The sequence below is a fragment of the Marinomonas piezotolerans genome (assembly GCF_003362755.1).
Classification (GTDB): domain Bacteria; phylum Pseudomonadota; class Gammaproteobacteria; order Pseudomonadales; family Marinomonadaceae; genus Marinomonas; species Marinomonas piezotolerans.
Window position 1 is genome coordinate 236,805 of sequence record NZ_QKRA01000004.1, and the last position, 18,572, is coordinate 255,376.

General features: G+C 44.3%; 17 protein-coding genes. 12 read left to right on the forward strand and 5 right to left on the reverse strand.

Features of this window, described 5'->3' with window-relative positions; translation table 11 throughout:
• Positions 1 to 4: 4 nt before the first annotated feature.
• From DN730_RS11335 to DN730_RS11375, 9 genes are read left to right on the forward strand one after another with little or no spacing between them, the layout of a single operon-like run.
• Positions 5 to 1,348: an AMP-binding protein gene (locus tag DN730_RS11335; protein ID WP_115468251.1), complete on the forward strand. Its 1,344-nt coding sequence runs from the start codon at positions 5 to 7 to the stop codon at positions 1,346 to 1,348.
• Positions 1,345 to 2,409 (forward strand): LuxE/PaaK family acyltransferase, encoded by a 1,065-nt coding sequence (locus DN730_RS11340; RefSeq protein WP_115468252.1) that lies wholly within the window; start codon positions 1,345 to 1,347, stop codon positions 2,407 to 2,409. The genes DN730_RS11335 and DN730_RS11340 overlap by 4 nt, the downstream gene beginning before the upstream one ends.
• Positions 2,399 to 3,520 (forward strand): acyl-CoA reductase, encoded by a 1,122-nt coding sequence (locus tag DN730_RS11345; RefSeq protein ID WP_115468253.1) that lies wholly within the window; start codon positions 2,399 to 2,401, stop codon positions 3,518 to 3,520. The genes DN730_RS11340 and DN730_RS11345 overlap by 11 nt, the downstream gene beginning before the upstream one ends.
• Before the next feature lie 57 nt (positions 3,521 to 3,577).
• Positions 3,578 to 4,528, forward strand: a complete 951-nt coding sequence (locus DN730_RS11350) for a thiamine pyrophosphate-dependent dehydrogenase E1 component subunit alpha (RefSeq protein ID WP_115468254.1) — start codon at positions 3,578 to 3,580, stop codon at positions 4,526 to 4,528.
• Positions 4,515 to 5,579, forward strand: a complete 1,065-nt coding sequence (locus DN730_RS11355) for an alpha-ketoacid dehydrogenase subunit beta (protein ID WP_115468255.1) — start codon at positions 4,515 to 4,517, stop codon at positions 5,577 to 5,579. Before DN730_RS11350 ends, DN730_RS11355 begins: the two co-directional genes overlap by 14 nt.
• Positions 5,579 to 6,754 carry a DegT/DnrJ/EryC1/StrS family aminotransferase gene (locus DN730_RS11360; RefSeq protein ID WP_115468256.1) on the forward strand — a complete coding sequence of 392 codons (1,176 nt, stop codon included), beginning with the start codon at positions 5,579 to 5,581 and terminating at the stop codon, positions 6,752 to 6,754. Before DN730_RS11355 ends, DN730_RS11360 begins: the two co-directional genes overlap by 1 nt.
• Before the next feature lie 2 nt (positions 6,755 to 6,756).
• A complete protein-coding gene (locus DN730_RS11365; protein WP_115468257.1) occupies positions 6,757 to 7,695 on the forward strand; it encodes an NAD-dependent epimerase/dehydratase family protein in 939 nt (312 codons plus the stop codon).
• Between the two features lie 2 nt (positions 7,696 to 7,697).
• A complete protein-coding gene (locus tag DN730_RS11370) occupies positions 7,698 to 8,651 on the forward strand; it encodes a GDP-L-fucose synthase family protein (protein ID WP_115468258.1) in 954 nt (317 codons plus the stop codon).
• Positions 8,635 to 9,951, forward strand: a complete 1,317-nt coding sequence (locus DN730_RS11375; protein WP_115468259.1) for a glycosyltransferase family protein — start codon at positions 8,635 to 8,637, stop codon at positions 9,949 to 9,951. Before DN730_RS11370 ends, DN730_RS11375 begins: the two co-directional genes overlap by 17 nt.
• Before the next feature lie 9 nt (positions 9,952 to 9,960).
• On the opposite strand, the gene DN730_RS11380 is transcribed toward DN730_RS11375, so the two are convergent.
• The 5 genes from DN730_RS11380 to DN730_RS11400 are packed head-to-tail and all read right to left on the reverse strand — an operon-like array spanning position 9,961 to position 15,205.
• Positions 9,961 to 10,866 (reverse strand): hypothetical protein, encoded by a 906-nt coding sequence (locus DN730_RS11380; protein WP_115468260.1) that lies wholly within the window; start codon positions 10,864 to 10,866, stop codon positions 9,961 to 9,963.
• Between the two features lie 22 nt (positions 10,867 to 10,888).
• Positions 10,889 to 12,418 (reverse strand): sulfotransferase domain-containing protein, encoded by a 1,530-nt coding sequence (locus DN730_RS11385; protein ID WP_115468261.1) that lies wholly within the window; start codon positions 12,416 to 12,418, stop codon positions 10,889 to 10,891.
• Positions 12,412 to 13,332, reverse strand: a complete 921-nt coding sequence (locus DN730_RS11390; protein ID WP_115468262.1) for a hypothetical protein — start codon at positions 13,330 to 13,332, stop codon at positions 12,412 to 12,414. Before DN730_RS11390 ends, DN730_RS11385 begins: the two co-directional genes overlap by 7 nt.
• Positions 13,329 to 14,459, reverse strand: coding sequence for a phytanoyl-CoA dioxygenase family protein (locus DN730_RS11395; RefSeq protein WP_115468263.1), 1,131 nt, complete (start codon positions 14,457 to 14,459; stop codon positions 13,329 to 13,331). The genes DN730_RS11390 and DN730_RS11395 overlap by 4 nt, the downstream gene beginning before the upstream one ends.
• The gene (locus DN730_RS11400) at positions 14,456 to 15,205 is read right to left on the reverse strand and encodes a hypothetical protein (protein WP_115468264.1); all 750 of its coding nucleotides are present in this window, start codon (positions 15,203 to 15,205) and stop codon (positions 14,456 to 14,458) included. Before DN730_RS11400 ends, DN730_RS11395 begins: the two co-directional genes overlap by 4 nt.
• Before the next feature lie 144 nt (positions 15,206 to 15,349).
• Between DN730_RS11400 and DN730_RS11405 the strand changes: the two genes are divergently transcribed.
• Genes DN730_RS11405 through DN730_RS11415 form a run of 3 tightly spaced genes read left to right on the forward strand, consistent with a single transcriptional unit; the run spans position 15,350 to position 18,564 of the window.
• Positions 15,350 to 16,858: a B12-binding domain-containing radical SAM protein gene (locus DN730_RS11405; protein ID WP_115468265.1), complete on the forward strand. Its 1,509-nt coding sequence runs from the start codon at positions 15,350 to 15,352 to the stop codon at positions 16,856 to 16,858.
• A complete protein-coding gene (locus DN730_RS11410) occupies positions 16,859 to 17,572 on the forward strand; it encodes a sugar phosphate nucleotidyltransferase (protein ID WP_115468266.1) in 714 nt (237 codons plus the stop codon).
• On the forward strand, positions 17,569 to 18,564 hold the full coding sequence (locus tag DN730_RS11415; protein WP_115468267.1) for a GHMP family kinase ATP-binding protein: 996 nt from the start codon (positions 17,569 to 17,571) through the stop codon (positions 18,562 to 18,564). Before DN730_RS11410 ends, DN730_RS11415 begins: the two co-directional genes overlap by 4 nt.
• The last annotated feature ends 8 nt before the right edge of the window (positions 18,565 to 18,572 follow it).

The window sequence follows — 18,572 nt, forward strand, 5'->3', positions numbered from 1 at the left end:
CATTATGCAGCTTATCGAACGAATCAAACAGCACACGGGTATTGCGCTAGTTGATGCTGAGCAAACCGTGTCTTATGGGCAATTGGTTCAGCAAGCTGAACAGGTAGCGAGTCAATTAGCCGCCCATCAGCTAGTCGCCTTGGTGATGGAGAATAGGGTCGCCTCTATCATCGATTATCTAGCGTGTCTGATGGCGAGAGCGCCGATGATCTTATTAAGCGATATCACTCAGCTTGAGCTTTACACGGAGTATCAGCCCAATTTCCTGTTATACAGCAATCAGATCTCAGCGTTGACGCCATTGAGTGTCGGGCAGAAAACGCATGACGATTTGCGTCTATTACTTTCCACCTCTGGCAGTACCGGCTCACCGAAAATGGTGCGCCTTTCTGCTCAGAATTTAGATTCCAATACTGCCTCCATTGTGAAATATTTAGAGCTTGATAGTACCGCGCGTTCCATCACGTCGTTACCGTTAACTTATTCGTTTGGCTTGTCGATTCTAAATTCCTATCTATGGGTAGGGGCAAGCCTAGTCGTTACCGAGACAAGCATTACCGATAAAGCCTTTTGGGCGCTGATGAAAGAGCAGGCCGTAACGTCTTTCTCCGGTGTTCCGTTTCATTTTGAGACGTTACAGCGATTACGCTTTTTCAATATGTCACTACCAGCGCTTAAAGTCTTTACCCAAGCGGGTGGTAAGCTGCGTAATCAGGTATTACAAGCCTTTGCTGAGCACTGCCAAGTCAATCAGCAACGCTTTTATGTAATGTACGGCCAAACTGAAGCGGCGCCGCGTATTTCTTATTTACCCCCTAAGTATTTGCTAGAAAAACTTGGTTCCATTGGTATATCTGTTCCTAGCGGCCAGCTAACGTTAGTGGATGAAAGTGGTTGTGAGATCTCTGAATCGGATCAAGAGGGTGAGCTGGTCTATCAAGGTGAAAATGTCATGATGGGCTATGCTGCAAACCGTGTTGATTTAGGGTTAGGGCAAGGTGAGTCTGTACTACATACAGGCGATCTTGCTAAGCGTGATGCAGACGGTTACTTCTATATCACCGGCCGAAAAAGCCGCTTTATCAAGATGCAGGGTAAGCGCATAAGTCTTGCGCATCTAGAGGAAGCGCTCAAACAGCGTGGTGTGACTGAAAATGCGTGTCTAGGGCAAGAAGACAAATTAGTGATTGCCTATGCTGGCAGTCAGCATCAATCAACAATCGTCGCTTATCTAAAAGAGCTCAGTATGCATTCAGCGTTTTATCAATTAATTTTGCTCGACAGGATTCCGCATACCAGTAATGGCAAGGTGGATTATCCCACGTTAAAACAGCAGGCGTGCTTATGAGTGATTGGAAGTCCCTTGAGGTCTTTGGTCTTGCTAAAGCAGAAAAGCATGCTTGGTTGCTGAGTGAATTGAACCGTCTCACGCAGCATCATCAAGTTCATTGCGCGCCGTACGCGAACTTGCTTGCTGGTCAAGGTCTACAAGCGGGCTACGCTGAGTCTTTAGACGATGTGCCCTTTGTCGCGGCTCGTTTATTTAAAATGCTGCACCTAAGTAGCACCTTGCCAGACAATGTGTTTAAGACGCTGACGTCTTCAGGTACGACCTCTCAAGTAAAATCGCAAATAGTGTTGGACCGCAACACGGCGGCGTTGCAGTCTAAAGTTTTGGTTTCCCTGTTATCGTCTTTTACTGGTAAAGCACGCCGCCCCATGTTGATCATCGATCATGATGGCTTAACCGGCGATAAAGCCGGCTTTTCTGCTCGTGGCGCGGGAGTACAAGGGCTTTCCTTTTTAGGGCGAGATCATACTTATGCATTAAACGCCGATATGACGCCTAACTGGCCAGTCATCGATAAGTTCATGGCTAAATATGCCAGTGAGCCGGTGCTGATTTTTGGTTTTACCTTTATGGTATGGCAGCATTTTATTCAGCCCTTGATCGCATCTGGTCGATCAAATCAGTTACCTCCAGCATTACTGTTTCACTCAGGTGGTTGGAAAAAGCTGCAAGACCAAGCGGTGTCCAATGACACCTTCAAAACCACGGTGCGCCAAGCCCTCGGCGAACAGGTGGCGATTCATAACTTTTATGGCATGGTCGAGCAGATTGGTAGCGTGTTTGTCGAGTGCGAGGAAGGCCATTTGCATGCGCCCAGCTATGCTGATGTGATTCTTCGTGATCCAGAGACACTAGCTGAACAGCAAGTGGGGAAGGTCGGCTTAATTCAAGTGCTGTCTTTTATCCCGAGCAGTTATCCGGGACACTCGATTCTAACCGAAGATCTAGGACGTATGTTAGGGGAAGATGATTGCCCTTGTGGCCGCAAAGGCCGTTATTTTGAGGTACTAGGGCGTTTACCAAAAACTGAAGTGCGAGGCTGTGGCGATGTCTTCTAACATCCAATGTTGGGCGGGAAGTCCAGATTATTTGCAATGGTCTCGTACCCAGGTAATGCCCTTTAATGAGAAACGCGTTCAGTTTTTAGTACGACTGTCAGAGGCATTATTATCGAGACATTACAGCGCCGCCTTAACGGCGTTGGGTTTTTGGTTACGCGAGTCGCAACTACGTCAATGGCAGCAAGAGTACGCCAACGATGACAAAGTAATACTGGCACCTGTAGGGCGAGTATTTATCGTGTCGCCTTCGAATGTTGAGGGCCTATTTGCTTACAGCTGGGCGTTGTCTTACCTAATGGGCAACCAAACGGTGGTGCGAGTTAGTGAGCAGCTGACAGACGATCAGCAGACTTTGTTTACCTTGTTGGAATCATTGCATTTCCAAACAGCTGGACTCTCTGAGCAAGCGTTTATCAGCTACAACAAGCGTTCCGATTGGACATTAAAGCTGAGTCATTGGTGTCAGCTACGAATGCTTTGGAGCAGTGATCAAAGCATTGAATCCATTCGCCAGATTATATTGCCTGCACAAGCCCAAGAATGGGTATTTCCTGATCGTTACTCGGTCAGTGTGCTCTATCTAACGGAAGCGGATGTACCGAAATTATCCAAACTTGCAGAAGGTTTTGCGCGGGATGTAAGTACATACCAACAGCAAGCTTGTGCATCACCCAAATGGGTATTCTGGTACCAAACGGATAAAGTCTTACAGCGACAATTTTGGAAAGCCGTTGATGTGTGTTTGGAGGACGTTTTCCCTGCGAGTGAACGATTAATCGCTAGCCAATACCTCTGTGCACTAGGCGGCGTTGAGGTATTTCATGGCAATATTAAGGTGATTGAGGGCTCGGGTATTTTAGGAGGTGATCAGCACCTAGAGGGCGTGGTTGGGCAAAGTCAATGTAGTGATCTGGCAATGATAAGCGCACAAATGCCCAATCATATTCAATCTGTTGCTGCCTTTGGGCTCGATCAAGCTGCCAAAGTCGCATTAATGACACGCTCAAATGTACGTCAATTCGCGCAAATGGGTCACGCTCTAAACTTTGATAAAGTGTGGGATGGCATTGATTTAACAACTATTTTAAGTAAAAAAGTACGTCTTTAATTTAGAAAAATGATGTCAGGCCGATATGATGTCAATGACATAATTAAGAGGTTCAATATGACTGAGTATTCTACAGTGGAAGCAAGACTTTATGCCTCCATTGCTCTGGTAAGAAGAGCAGAAGAAGTCATTTCAGAAATCTATCCATCGGATAAAATCAAAAGTCCTGTGCATCTGGCAATTGGTCAAGAATATATTGCGGCAGCCGTAATTGACCACCTACGAGGCTCAGACTATGCCTCTGGTACCTATCGTGGGCATGGTGTTTATCTTGCCAAAGGCGGAGATCTAAACAGCATGATGGCTGAGCTTTATGGTAAAAAGACAGGCTGCGCACAAGGCCGAGCAGGCTCTATGCACTTAGTTGAGGCTGGTAAAGGTGTTATCGGTATGTCGGCCGTAGTAGGCACAGGGATTCCTGTTGCAGTCGGTCACGCACTCGCTATTAAGCAGCAGCGTCGCAACGATGTAGTGGTGGCTTTTATGGGGGATGGTTCAACTGAAGAGGGTTGTTTTAGCGAGAGTATAAACTTTGCCGCGTTACACAAGTTGCCGATTTTATTTGTTGTGGAAAACAACCGTCTTGCTATTCACGAGCCGCTCCATAAACGTTGGGCCGCCGATACGTTAACGGAACGTGTTGCCACCTATGGTATTCCGGCTACGCGCTTTTTAGAGCCCGATGTTTTGGCTATTCACGAGCATGTAGGAAAGGTTATCGATGACATGCGTACCGAAGCTGGTCCTGCCTTTATCGAGTGTCATACCCATCGTTGGTACGAACACGTAGGGCCTTGTGAAGATTATGATCAAGGTTATCGTAGTCTCGAAGAAGGTGAGCAGTGGCGCGCCAAAGATGTCTATGTGACCCTTGGTCAAAGTCTTGATGAGAAAGAAAAAGCTCAAATTGATCAAGATATTGAAGCCAGTATTCAGGCTGCTGTCGAGTTTGCCGAACAGAGTCCATTCCCTGCAGCTGAGGAACTATACAATTATGTCTACGCCTAATACCTCGCGTTTACTCAAGTATTTTGATGCGCTTCGTGAAGGCGCAGAGCAAGCCATGGATGCTGATAGTAGCGTCTTTATGATGGGCTTGGATATTGATGACCATAAAGGGATACAAGGTTCGACGAAAGGGCTTGTTGATAAGTTCGGCCCTGAGCGAGTATTCACCACACCATTGTCAGAAGATGCGATGACGGGGGTAGCCATTGGTGCTGCGATGGCAGGTCAACGCCCAATACATGTACACATCCGCATGGATTTCTTAATGCTGTGTATGAATCAGCTGGTGAACATTGCTGCGAAAAGCCATTATATGTATGGCGGTACGGTACAAGTGCCATTAGTGATCCGAACCATGATTGGTAAATCATGGGGGCAGGGTGCGCAACATTCACAAGGTCTACACTCCATGTTTGCCCATGTGCCCGGTATGAAAGTCGTTGCGCCTTCGAACGCGTATGATGCCAAAGGCTTAACGATGCAGGCTGTACGCGATAATAATCCAGTTCTCATTATGGAGCATCGTCTACTGTACGGTACAGAAGCATATGTGCCAGAAGAACCTTATACAGTGGAGTTTGGCAAAGCTCGCGTACTTCGTGAAGGCAATGACCTTACCATCGTCGGCGTTTCAAATATGGTGATGGAAGCTATGCGTGCCGCTGAGTTGTTAGCTGAGCAAGGTATTGAGGCAGAAGTGATCGATCCGGTTACGATCTCACCGTTGGACTTTGATACCATTGAGGCGTCTGTGAATAAGACTGGCAAGTTACTCGTAGTTGATAATGCGTGGTTAAACTGCGGTTTTTCGGCGGAAATCGTGGCGCGTGTGGCTGAAAGCGAAAACATTTCGTTAAAACCTGCCGTTAAGCGTATGGGCTTTGCTCCTACCACCTGCCCAACGACACCTTCGCTAGAAGATGCCTTCTACCCAAATCCAAAAACGATAGCGATCACGGCCTACCAGCTTGCATCAGGCAAACAAGACTGGGTGCCCGCTGATGATCAGTGCCAATTGGCTTATCAGACTCAATTTAAGGGACCTTTTTAATGTCATACGATTTAGCGGCTCCTACATGGGGGCAAGAAGAGCTAGATGCCCTGCAAACCGTTATGGATTCGGGCTTTTTTACGATGGGGCCTCGCGTTGCCGAGTTTGAGCAAAAATTTGCTGCGTATCACAATAAGCAATACGGCATTATGGTGAACTCAGGTTCGTCCGCTAATTTAATTGCCATCGCTGCATTATTTTTCAAAAAAGACAATCCGCTACAGCGTGGTGACGAAATACTGGTTCCGGCGCTAAGTTGGGCAACCACTTATCACCCACTGCAGCAATATGGGCTGAAAGTACGTTTTGTTGATATTGCTTTAGAAAGCTTAAATATGGATCCTGCTTTGATTGAATCAGCGATCACGCCAGCGACAAAAATGATTTTAGGCGTCAGTATTTTAGGTAACCCAGCGGCACTGGATGTGATGCGTGATGTAGCAGACCGTCATGATCTGTACTTTATGGAAGACAACTGTGAATCCATGGATGCGGAGCTAAACGGCCAAAAGGCTGGTACTTACGGTGACCTTAATACCTTTAGTTTCTTTTTCTCTCATCATATCTCGACCATGGAAGGCGGCATGATTCTAACTGACGACGAGGAGCTGTATCAGCTTTGTCGTTGCCTACGTGCCCATGGCTGGACTCGCGATCTGCCGGAAGACTCTTTGTTGTATGAGCGCAAAGGCGAAGATTTATTCGAAGCCTACCGATTTATTCTGCCAGGTTACAATGTTCGACCAACTGAGCTAAATGCAGCGGCTGGACTAGAGCAGCTCAAAAAACTCCCAGCATTTACTGAAGAGCGTCGTAAGAACTGGGCGCTATTTCAAGACTTATTTGGTCATGATGAACGTTTCATTATCCAAAAAGAGAATGGCAAATCATCGTGTTTTTGCTTCACCATTGTTTTGAACCCAGAAATGAATTTAGACCGTAAAGCGATTTTTGCGGCGTTAACAGAAGCGAAGATTGGCTTCCGTATCATTACGGGTGGTAGCTTCCTTAAACACGATGTCATCAAGTATTACGATTACTCTGAAGCGACTCCTATTGTAAATGCCCATATTGCCCACGACTACGGCTTCTTTGTCGGCAATCACGCATTTGATCTGAGTAAAGAATTACATTTATTAAAAGACGTTCTCGACAACGCTGCGAAGGAGTTATAAGCATGTCACAACATATTTTAGTCACGGGTGGCGCGGGTTACCTAGGTACCACAATGGTGCCTAAGTTTCTGGAGTTGGGTCATAAAGTGACCGTGTTAGATAACTTTATGTTTGGTCAAGACTCTTTAAACGCAGTGGTTGCGCATCCGAATTTTAATGTCGAGCGCGGTGACGCGCGAGACGAAGCCACTATGAAGCGTTTGGTGAAAGATGCTGAAGTGGTCGTGCCATTAGCGGCGCTCGTCGGCGCACCGTTATGTGACCGTGATCAAATCGGTACTGTGACTACAAACCGTGATGCGGTGGTGATGCTGACTAAGCTACTTAGTAAAGATCAGCGCATTCTAATGCCGATTACCAATAGCGGCTACGGTATTGGTGAATCAGGTAAATTTTGTACTGAAGAATCACCATTGCGTCCCATTAGCCTATACGGCAAATCCAAGGTAGAAGCGGAACAAGCAGTATTAGAGCACGGCTCCGCGATTAGCTTCCGCCTTGCAACCGTATTTGGGTTCTCACCACGTATGCGCTTGGATTTATTGGTCAACGACTTTGTCTACCGCGCTGTGAAAGATCGTGCCTTAGTACTGTTTGAGTCACACTTTAAGCGTAACTACATTCATATCCGCGATGTCGCCAAAGCCTTTGTTCATGGCCTAGAGAATTTTGACACTATGCAAGGCGAAGCCTACAACGTCGGTCTATCGGATGCGAACTTGTCGAAAATGGAGTTGTGCCAACGCATTCAACAGCAAGTGCCTGGCTTTACATTCTTAGAGGCGCCGATTGGTGAAGATCCTGATAAGCGTGACTACATTGTTTCAAACGATAAGATTGAAGCGACGGGGTACCTACCAGATCACTCACTGGATCAGGGTATTGCGGAGCTGATCAAAGGTTACCGTATGATTTCTAACTCAAAATTCTCGAACGTCTAATCATGGCCAAAGAGAAGTATTTTGACCTCACCGGCAAACGTGTTTACGTTGCCGGTCATACTGGTTTGGTGGGAAAAGCGTTGGTTCGGGCTTTAGAACAACGTAATATCACCCTGATCACGGCTACCAAAGCTGAATTAGACTTGCGTGATCAGGCTCGCACACATGACTTTATCGCTACGCAAAAGCCTGATGTTGTACTGTTAGCAGCGGCCAAAGTAGGGGGCATTGAAGCTAATCGAACCCTGCCAGTCGATTTTCTCTACGATAATCTTATGATTGCCAGTAATGTGATTCGTGCTTCTGCAGAGTACGGCGTTGCCCGTCTAATGAACTTAGCCTCCAATTGCTATTATCCTCGTGAAGCTGCTCAACCTCTGCGAGAAGACAGTCTTTTGACCGGACCATTTGAGCCAACGAACGAAGCGTACGCGACGGCGAAATTAGCCGCAATGCGCCTTACTCAATATTATGCGACTCAACATGGAAAAGGTTTTTTCACGCTGGTTCCGACCAGTCTTTATGGCCCAGGTGATCACTTTGATGATGAACGCGGCCATGTGATTCCTGCTCTGATTAACCGCTTTCATCAAGCCAAGCAACAAGGATTATCTGACGTCACACTTTGGGGGACAGGGTCGCCTACACGCGAGTTTTTGTACATCGATGATGCGGTACAAGGCATGCTGCATTTCGTAGAGCAATACCAACGTGTTGAAGCGATTAACTTAGCAGGTGGGCAATCTATCTCCATACGTGAATTAGGCGAAACCATTGCCAACGTTGTTGGCTACCAAGGTAAACTCAATTGGGATACTCATAAGCCTGATGGAATGCCTCATAAAGCGCTAGATAGCGAGCGTTGCTTCTCCCATGACTGGCGTCCAGAAACTTCTTTCAACAAAGGTCTAGAGCAGACTTATCGGTATTATCTTGATTATGTTGCAGCAACCTAAAACCTTTTTTGCGATCCATCGCTTTGAATCAAAGTGCTATGACGACTCCGCTGGCAAGCTTGAAGTGCGCGAACCTATGGTTCAATCTGGCTTGCTAGGAGAGACGCAAACCTATGATTTTGGGTGGGATGAAGCAGATAGCACTGCTCTAATAGATGAGTCGATCGAAAAAGCAAAAAGTGTCATTGGGAGTGCTCCCGTGGTGGTTTATGGCGCTGGTGCTCATACTACGCAATATTGGCAACAATTGTCGCAGTTGAATGTCGTTGCTATCGCCGATAAAAACTCAGACTTATGGGGAACGACATTAAAATCTTTGCCGATTATCGGACCAAAAGATATGCCTAAATATGCTCAAAACACAGTGATTTCTAGTCGTGCTTATGAAGCCAATATTCTGTCAGAGCTAGCGGTATTGCTACCCGACGTTAAGTGTCACCGCCTCTACGGTGATTGTTTTATGTCACTGCGTCTTCAAGACTGGGCGTTGGAGCTGCGACAACAAGTGTTGGCATTTCAGCCTGATTTATTAGTTCATACACCTACACATGTTAAAGAGAACCTATCTGCCGAGTTTTTCTTGTCTTTAAAGCAGCAACTACCAAAACTCAAAATACTCACAGTTTGGTGGGATTACGACGAAGAAAATGCTGATTCTGGGTATCTGGAGTATGAGCGCCAAGTACTTCGCTATGCAGACTTAGTCATTGAGAACTCAAATGCGACACGTCTAGAGCGTATGCATAAGCAAATGCCGCCTTATGATCAACATATTCAACCAGAGCGTGTTATTTTTCACCCAACTTGGTTTGACCCAAGCCTCTTCTACTTTGACCCTACAATTGAGAAAGATATTGAAATTGCCGTATTTGGCAGTCGTGTTGGTGAGCGCGGAAAGTGGATCGATCTGCTGCAACAACACTATGGACATAGATTTCATCATATTGGCGGAGTATCGGGTGAAAACCGCAATTCACTACCCACCCAAGAATATGCGGCTTTGCTGCGTCGTACAAAAATTGTGATTAACACTCAGACCTACCCTTTTAGAGAGCAATGCAAAGGAAAAGTGAGAGAAGCAATGCAGTGTGGGTGTGTCTTGATCGAGCAAGATAATCAAGAAACACGGCTATTCGAAAAAATGTATCGGTCTAATAATCATATTCACTATTTTTCAAGTTGTGATGATTTGTTTAGTTTAATAGACCACCACCTAGAAGAGTTTGACGACAGTAAACAGAAGAACACTGCAAAACACAATACGCTTGAATGGTGTCTAGGCTTGTTGAAGAAGATATAACAGCTCGATTTAATCGAACTGTTCGTACCTAAAATTCAAAGCTGGTATTGGGTAACCAAGTTCGTTTAAGTAGCTGTACAGCTCGGCGCTGAGCACCCACCGGAAAGCCTCTTGTTGCCATGTCTCCCATGTATGGTAAGCGCAATCATTGGAGTTTTGATGCTTACGATGCAGATTTAGAGCCCCCGCCCGAATAAACGTTTCAAGTGCCGTTTGATCATAGTTCAAGCCAGTTATCCGTTCACATGTATCTGCTAGAGCCCTAGGGTTACTAGTCAGTTCTTCCATTCTTATCGTCGTCATTTGCTTACCATAGCGGCGGATATCTTGTGCTAAATTAAACAGTGTGTAACAGCTTACTAGAAAGGCTTTTTGTTCGAGTGATGTTGGGTCGAACCAATTGCACTCACGAATATGAGGAAAACGTTCACAAAACAGGTCAAAAAAGCCTTGGTAATGAGCTTTTAGCTCTGGCACAGCCTCTGCTTGTATTGCTCCACTGGTGTGGCTAGTGACAAAAGCAAAGGGCTCTCTGACTAAATGAAAGACTTTGGGAGCCAAGCGGTCAAAATCTGGCTTATAGAAGAGTTCCCGCGGCACAAAAGTATGAACGTTACCATAGACCTTCTTGCTCGGATAATCCTGCTGGTACAGGCGATAGAGTTCGGTCAGAGTGTAGTTTTTGAGTTGTAAATCTGTTCGGCCACGAGTCAGCGAGTCGAGTCGATCTCCAGCTTTTCCTTGGTGGCGTTCAGCCTCAGCATCCCCAGCCATAATGGAGTCCAAAGCGTAGGTGCCGTGAGCGACAAATACCTCAGGCTGGTAGGCCAGTGCAAACGCTACCCAGCGACTTGCTGAGTAGCCATAACTGACGACACTGAAAAGGGCTTGGGTATCGATGTCAGTGGTTGTCATAATATTTTGGTCCAAAAGAATTTTAATTAAGAGTCAGACGATGATCAAAATGCTGGTGTTTGGCAAGCCTTAGCATACTTGCCTTTGCCCCCGGTTGGGTTGGTACTGCAAATATCTGACCGTCGAATTGTGGCAACTTGTTGGATGACTCGACGGGTTTGCTGCCAATCATCAATCCTGCTTCTAGTTGATCGAATAAGGTGACATTGGGTGCGTTTAAAATATCGAGCGGCAGTTGATCAATAAGTCTTTCAAAGTCATAGGAAATTCCCCAAAGCGCCACAGGTTTACCAGATTGGATGGCGGACTTTAGGTTTACAATAAATTCTTGGGGGAAGTCGGTTTGCCATGTGTCAGTTTGCTTACATTTTTCATAGGCAAGAGCAATACGTCCCTCACTCTGTGAAATCAGTTGTTCAAACAATGCCGAGTCAGTAAACGTGGCTCGCTCAATACATGTATTACCTTGCCACTGACCTTTGTAAAAGTCGTATTGGCTGGTATCTATATTCGATTTATTAAAAGCAAAAGTTGCCAGCGTGTCATCCGAAATACTTGGAGTCGCACCAGTGCGAAGGTTGGCGGTAATAGCTTTCTGCCGATCGTTATACTCACTTTCTCTAAAGTAGGTCAGTTGAGGATATCCGAGTGCCACTAGAATTTCATCGAACCCTGCTGCTTTGAATAAGTCGATGTGCTCGTTGACCAGATTGTTTTGCCAATCCCCCACAATGCCCTTGTTTTCCCGAAAGTTATGTAAGTGGTACAGCAAAGTGTTCTTATGATCCATTGAATGCCAAATAGCACGGATTTGAGTTTGATTAAGAGATATGTGTAGGGCTTCACACAGCTTCTGTATGGTTTCCAGTGGAAACTGGATCAAGTCCTCCCAGATGACTTGATAAAACTGGTCTTGTACTGGGAGAAATTCCAACCAGTAACGTTTTTGATGTTGAATCAAGCCATCACATAGGCGTAGATCCGAGAACTTTGATAGAGCGATTTGTTCGCGAATGGTCGTTTCTTGGCCAAGACTCGGGTTGCGCTGTATGTATTCACTGCTCAATGCATTGATGGAGTGATTGGCTGAGTTCATCATATCTAGTGGATTACGAATGGATGCAACATGACGGGCATCGGGGGCTAGAGATAACATGACCTGTGGATATTCATGGGAGTGCAGGGTGTCGTAATAGTGTGCAATTAATGATGGAATACGGTGATTAATCAGCAAATCTCCTTTGCCGACCACTCCGATGTATTTGCGCACATAGTAATGTCCGTCTTCATCAAACCATTTTGGGCCACCAAATAAGCTATGGAACTCCCCATTGATGATTACGTGGTTTAGATCATAACCAGAAGACTGTAAAGCACTGTGGTACACGTCCACCAGATGAAGAGAGGGGTCGCGAGTAATGGCCTGCGCTTTTTGGCGTTGACTATCATCGTTTAACCGTCTAGCACAGAGTTTGATTTTGTGAATGATATTGTTGGTCAGGGCATAGCCAGAGCGTGGCTGACCAGAAAGCACAATAGGTTGGTTTAACATAAGCCGCTCGCTGTTAGAATCGTTTCTATGCTATTTTTCATCGGTCGTTCTGCTGCAAAGCGGGTTCTATTGGCCTGAGCGCGCGCATTAAAATGACCTTTTGCTAATTCGCTCTCACAGTACTGGATAAAGTCACCTGTCCCAGTAAGGACATATTCTTGAATGTCAGCTATGACCTCAGTCGGTTCCGTAATCATTAGGGAGTCGTTGATGATATGATAGAAGAAACGAGACTGAGAAGGATAGGGCCACTGCTGAAATTGCTTTAGATTTAAAGCAATTTTTGAGCGAGCAATCAAGTCATTGCGATGAAACGGCGCGGTTAAGGCATGTACGACTTCAACCTTATAGCCTTTACCAGATAGCTGTTTAAGCAGGTCTAGACGATAGTCTGTTTTGGCTCCAGTAAAGAGAAAGTCGATGTCTTTCTCTTCGTCAGAACGGTGTTGAACTTGCTTGAATCCCGGCACGTAGTGATGAGGAAAGTAGAGCACGGGAAGTGCAAACTGGGCGGAAAAATCATCTACCGCAATGTCACTAAAATGCCAAACCGCTTGAGCAAATTCAGTCGCCATTAGAAAGCAGCGATATCGGTTGGCCCAGTAATCTCTGTCAAAGTAATAGGAGGTGTCTTCTTCAAACTTAAAGTTGTTAAAGGTGCTGCCTGTCAAGAATTCAGTGCCAATTATAATAAATCGGCCGCCTTGTTGATGGATAGCTTGCATCTTGGCGAGGTACTTTTCGTCAAAGTTTTCCATCACGATATTAACGTGATTTGGGCTGGGTTCTTTTTCGATATCAGCTAGAATGCCACAGATTTCTAATGCTTTTTTTATCAATATGAAAGTGTCGCCGACATTGAGCCCAAAATTCCAATGATTTCCGTATGCTATTTTTAAAGATCTTTTTTTCAAAGTAATTCTCTTTTTATTTTTTCTATTGATTCACTGGGGCTTATTTGGGTTCGACTGTTTTTGTAATTTATTGGTTGATATTTTTCGTTCGGTATTCTGTTTTTTTCTTTTTCAGCTTTTCTAAGGGCAAGTATTTTTATTTCATATTTTGGTTTTGTGTTTTCTACCACTTTCGATAAAAAATAAGGACTTGTAGTTCGTTTTATGAAATCTTTTATTTTAGCGTTTGATGGTTGAGAAATTTTTGATCTTGAAAGAAATATTTCTTCTGAGAAGGTCTCTTTCTTGGATTTTTTTTTGGAGGGCTTTAATCCTTTTTTTATTCTTGATATTTGGATTCGGTTTTTTTCATTTTTTATATTCTTAAAGTCTGTAAAATTAGATCTGTAATGGTTGTTATCATCATGACAGTCGTATGCTACTCTAAGTTCATATGTATGTCTTGTCGTTTCTGAGGTTCTTTTTGGCGAAGTGTGTATATGTTCTGAATGGAAAACTATAATGTCGCCAAAATTTAGTTGATACTGAGCTGGCACACCCAAAGCATGAATGTTTTCTTCAGAATTAGGCATATCTAAAATGTTTTCTTTATAAAGATCTGGCCAAATACGAAGAACTTCTTCATCGCTAGTATCATGCATAGGAAACCAAAAATTTATCTGTAAATGGTCGTGAGGTCGGTTGAAGTCCCTATGAATGTTGGCGCTTCCTGGCATGAAAGTCTCAGTATTTGAGTCTGGAGACTGTCTTTTGAAATCTTCTCTTTCAAAAAAATCACATTTTTCTATATTGGATAGAGTTTTTGAATCAAATACTAGTCGACTTATTCCATTATCAATTTTAATTGGTTTGAAGTGGATTTTTTCGATTAATTCTTTGAATAGATAAGGTATTTTGTAGTTATCTCTTAATGATTTTATTCTGTTGGTTAGTGTTTTTATGTCTTTTGTAGATAGTTTTTTTTTCTTGAGGTAAAAGTCATTTAGGTTCTTGTTTTTCTTTTTTAGTTCATTTCTTAATTTATGAGGTGTTGGTGAGTTCCTTATTATTATTAATGTCCCTTCCGATAGGTTTTTTATGTGATTTATTGAGAATTCATTTTCTTTTATTTCCATTATTTTTTTCATAGAAAAAGCTCTTTTCTTAATATTCTATATTTGTTTTCTACTTCAATTACTTGGCTATAGTTATTTATGGAATCGGACTTTTTAATTTCTTTGTGTTTTTTAGTGCTTGGCGATTTTAGGGCTTCTTCTAGAGACTTTTTGTCTATTTCTTTGCAAATTTTCAAGGCTGAGTCTATGAAGGATTCAGGGATTTTATCGTATTCTATGTGTTGGTAATTTTTTTTTGTTTTTAAATGTTTTAGTATTAATTTTTCATTGTTTAATCTGTTTGAAAGGTCTTTTTCTAGTTCTTTTAGATCTATTTCTCTAGGTACGAATGTGTTTTTTTCTTCTTTAGATAGCCAGTATTTTGTATGCTTTGCAGGTTTCCTTCCCTGTTCGTTCAGAAGGTGACCTCTGTTTAGGAATTTAGAGTAGTAACTGTCAAAGTAATCTCTCCCTATATGTATAATATGATAGTCGGATAAAATTCTTTTTAAAAATTCGAAGTCCGAATCTGTATATCTTCTTATACCTGGCAGTACAATTTTTGTGCCAACCACATGGGATTGTTCTTCTGAAGCCAATGATTCTAAAATGTTTTCTAATGAAAAAGATTCTTTTAGTAAGGGGAGGTGTTGTGGAGTCGGAACATTCATTTCTAATTGAGCTTCGTAATCACTTGACACTCCTTTGATTGAATTCATCATGTGTTGATACCATGTTGAACCTGCTCTATTACCTGAGATAGTGACAAATTTCTTCATATCTTTATGAACCTTTGGTGTTTCTTTCGATTAGGGGAGTATTCTTTTTTTTTTTAAAGAATACAAGAGATAGGCCGATGGGGATGATATGAATCACACAAGTAGGCTCAGTATTATCGCATCACAGTTACAGGCATTGAACTTATGACAAGAAAAAGCGTAATAGTCGTCAATCCAGGTGGTAGAGACCAAATCTATCAATCCTTGGGGAATGAGTTAACTGCTATTGAGCCGCCATTGTGGGTGCGTTTGATCTCCGGCTATCTACTGGATCGTAAAGTACCCTTGTCGATTTTAGATACCGAAGCTGAGGGGCTAGGGGCTGCGCGTGCCGCTCATAGCATTGTTTCTAGTGCTCCTGGTTTAGTGATTGTGGTTGCCTTCGGTCATCAGCCTTCAGCCTCGACCCAAACGATGGTCGGTGCATCGGCGCTTATTGACGAAATCAAGTTAGCATCTCCTGATACCCCTGTGCTGTTAGTAGGCGGCCACGTGTCCGCTTTGCCAAGTGAAACGCTAGACAAGACTCAAGCTGATTATGTGTGTCAGGGCGAAGGTACGCTGACCAGCTATGAGTTGTGGCAATCATTGCAAGACGAATGTGAGTTGGAAGCCGTGCGTGGGCTAGTAAGACGGTCTAACAACGGTGTGGTATTTAATCCAAAGGCGCCTATTTCCGAAGACCTTGATGCGGATTTGCATGGCAATGTGTGGCATCTGTTGCCAATGGAAAATTACCGTGCTCACAACTGGCAATGCTTTGGTGAACTTGAATCGAGGCAGCCATATGCGTCGATTTACACAACCTTAGGTTGCCCGTATAAATGTGTGTTTTGCTGTATTAATGCACCATTTGATAGCAATCGTTACCGCACTCGCTCACCTGAAAATGTCGTGGCCGAAGTGCGACATCTCTATGAGACCTATGGGGTCAAAACCTTCAAAATCATTGATGAAATGTTCGTTTTGAAAAAGCGTCATTATGTGACGATTTGTGAAGGACTAGCAGCACTACCTTTTGCCAATGAACTCAATATTTGGGCCTATGCGCGCGTCGATACCGTCAAAGATGAGACGTTGCCGCTGTTACGCAAAGCTGGTATCCGTTGGCTAGCGTTGGGCATTGAATCAGGGAGCGAAGTGGTGCGCGACGGCGCTGAAAAGTCGTTTTCACAGGATGATATTCGCTCGATTGTTAAATCGATCCAAAATGCTGATATTAATGTCATGGGGAACTTTATCTTCGGTCTTCCTGATGATGATCAAGCGGCTATGCAAGCTACGTTGGATCTTGCGCTAGAATTACAGTGCGAGTTTATTAACTTCTATTCGGCCATGGCTTACCCTGGATCGCAACTCTATGTTCAAGCCAAGCAGCACGGATGGCAGTTACCTGAAACTTGGTCTGGATTTTCCCAGCACAGCTATGATTGTTTGCCACTACCGACCAATCATATCTCTGCCAGAGAGGTGTTGGCATTTCGTGATGATGCATTCCATCGTTACTTTGACCATGAACCCTATCTCACGTTTGTTGAGCAAAAGTTTGGTAAGGGCACGCGTCAGCATATTGAAGAGATGGCAAGTACGCGTTTGTCACGTAAACTAATAGATGATGCGGCTAAGACGATTCCTGCTGTGGAGAAGAGTTGAGTGGTAGCCTTTAAAATTCCGCCACTCATTGTTTTAGCTGGCGGCTTAGGGACTCGTTTACGTTCTGTGGTGGCGGACAAGCCTAAAATTCTCGCGCCTATCGGACAGCACCCTTACTTATATCATCTGATCACATGGGCTCAGCGGCAGGGCATTGAGGAAATGCATTTTTGCCTAGGGTACAAGGCCAACCAAGTGATAGATTGGTTAGAAGCTTGCTCTCTTGATATGTCGTTTTCATGGCAAGTAGAGCAGCAGCAACTGGGCACAGGTGGCGCTGTAGTTGAGGCGCTGAAGCATCCCATGCTGGCGCAGCGAGAGTCGGTGCTAGTGTGCAACGGTGATACCTTTGTGGATTTTTCAGTTGCTGAGTTTATTGCGCAAGCGAGGACTCATTCTGCCATATTAACCACTTTCGTAGTCGATACCGGACGCTACGGTCGAATAGTTAAAGGCTCTACGGATCAGCTGGTTGAGTTTTTGGAAAAAGACTCGCAAGTGGGCCCAGGAGAAATTAACGCAGGCTGGTATTACTTCTGTGGTGGCAACTTAGCGAGTTTAAGAAACAGCCAGATCACATCACTAGAGAAAGATTTTCTCATGGCATCTTTGCCGCAGCCGTTAACCTGTGTATGCATGGGCCAATCGTTTTTGGACTTTGGCACACCAGAGAGCTATAAAGCGGCCCAGACTTTGTTTAAGGATGCTTTATGATTATTACTCGAACGCCTTTTCGCGTGTCTTTGTTTGGTGGGGGCACCGACTATCCTGCTTGGTATTTAGAAAATGGTGGTGCAGTTCTTGGCACTACCATTGATAAATACTGCTATTTAAGTGTTCGTAAGCTTCCGCCGTTTTTCGAACACAAACATCGTATCGTTTACTCAAAAATTGAGAACGTCAGTGATGTTTTTGAAATCGAGCATCCTGCGGTTAGAGCAGTGATGACAGAGCATCCAATTGAATACGGCGTTGAGGTGCATCATTTTAGTGATTTGCCAGCGCGCTCAGGGCTTGGTTCAAGCTCTGCTTTTACCGTGGGATTGGTAAATGCTCTACGTGGCTTAGAGGGTAAAATTTCTAGCGCTCATTTTTTAGGTATGGAAGCTATTCGTATTGAGCAGGAGGTAATTAAGGAAAAGGTCGGCTCTCAGGATCAAATTTGGGCGGCTCATGGCGGAACGAACTTTATCGAATTCCAGCAAAATGGCCGAGTAGATATCAACAAATTAATTATGCGTCCTGGCAACCATTCCCAACTGAATGATCATATTTTGTTATTTTTTACCGGTTTCACGCGCATAGCGGAAACCATTGCTGTAAAACAAATTGAAAATGTCAGCAAAAAGCGCCAGCAGCTACATACGCTGCAACAAATGGCTTTAGAGGCGCGCACGGTGCTGCAATCTAGTGCTCCTGAATTTGCGCAATTAGGCGCGATGCTTGATCATGCGTGGCATTTGAAGCGAGAGCTGGCCGATGGTATCTCAACGCCTGCCATCGATGACATTTATCAGGCTGGCATCAATGCAGGGGCATGGGGTGGTAAACTGTTAGGTGCTGGTGGCGGTGGTTTTATGATGTTTTTTGCACCGCCAGAAAGTCATGAAGCGATTCGGGCTGCGCTGCAGAAGCTCATTCATGTGCGCTGTAATATCGGTAGCGAAGGAAGTAAGATCGTTTCTTATGAGCACTATGAATATTAATTTACGAT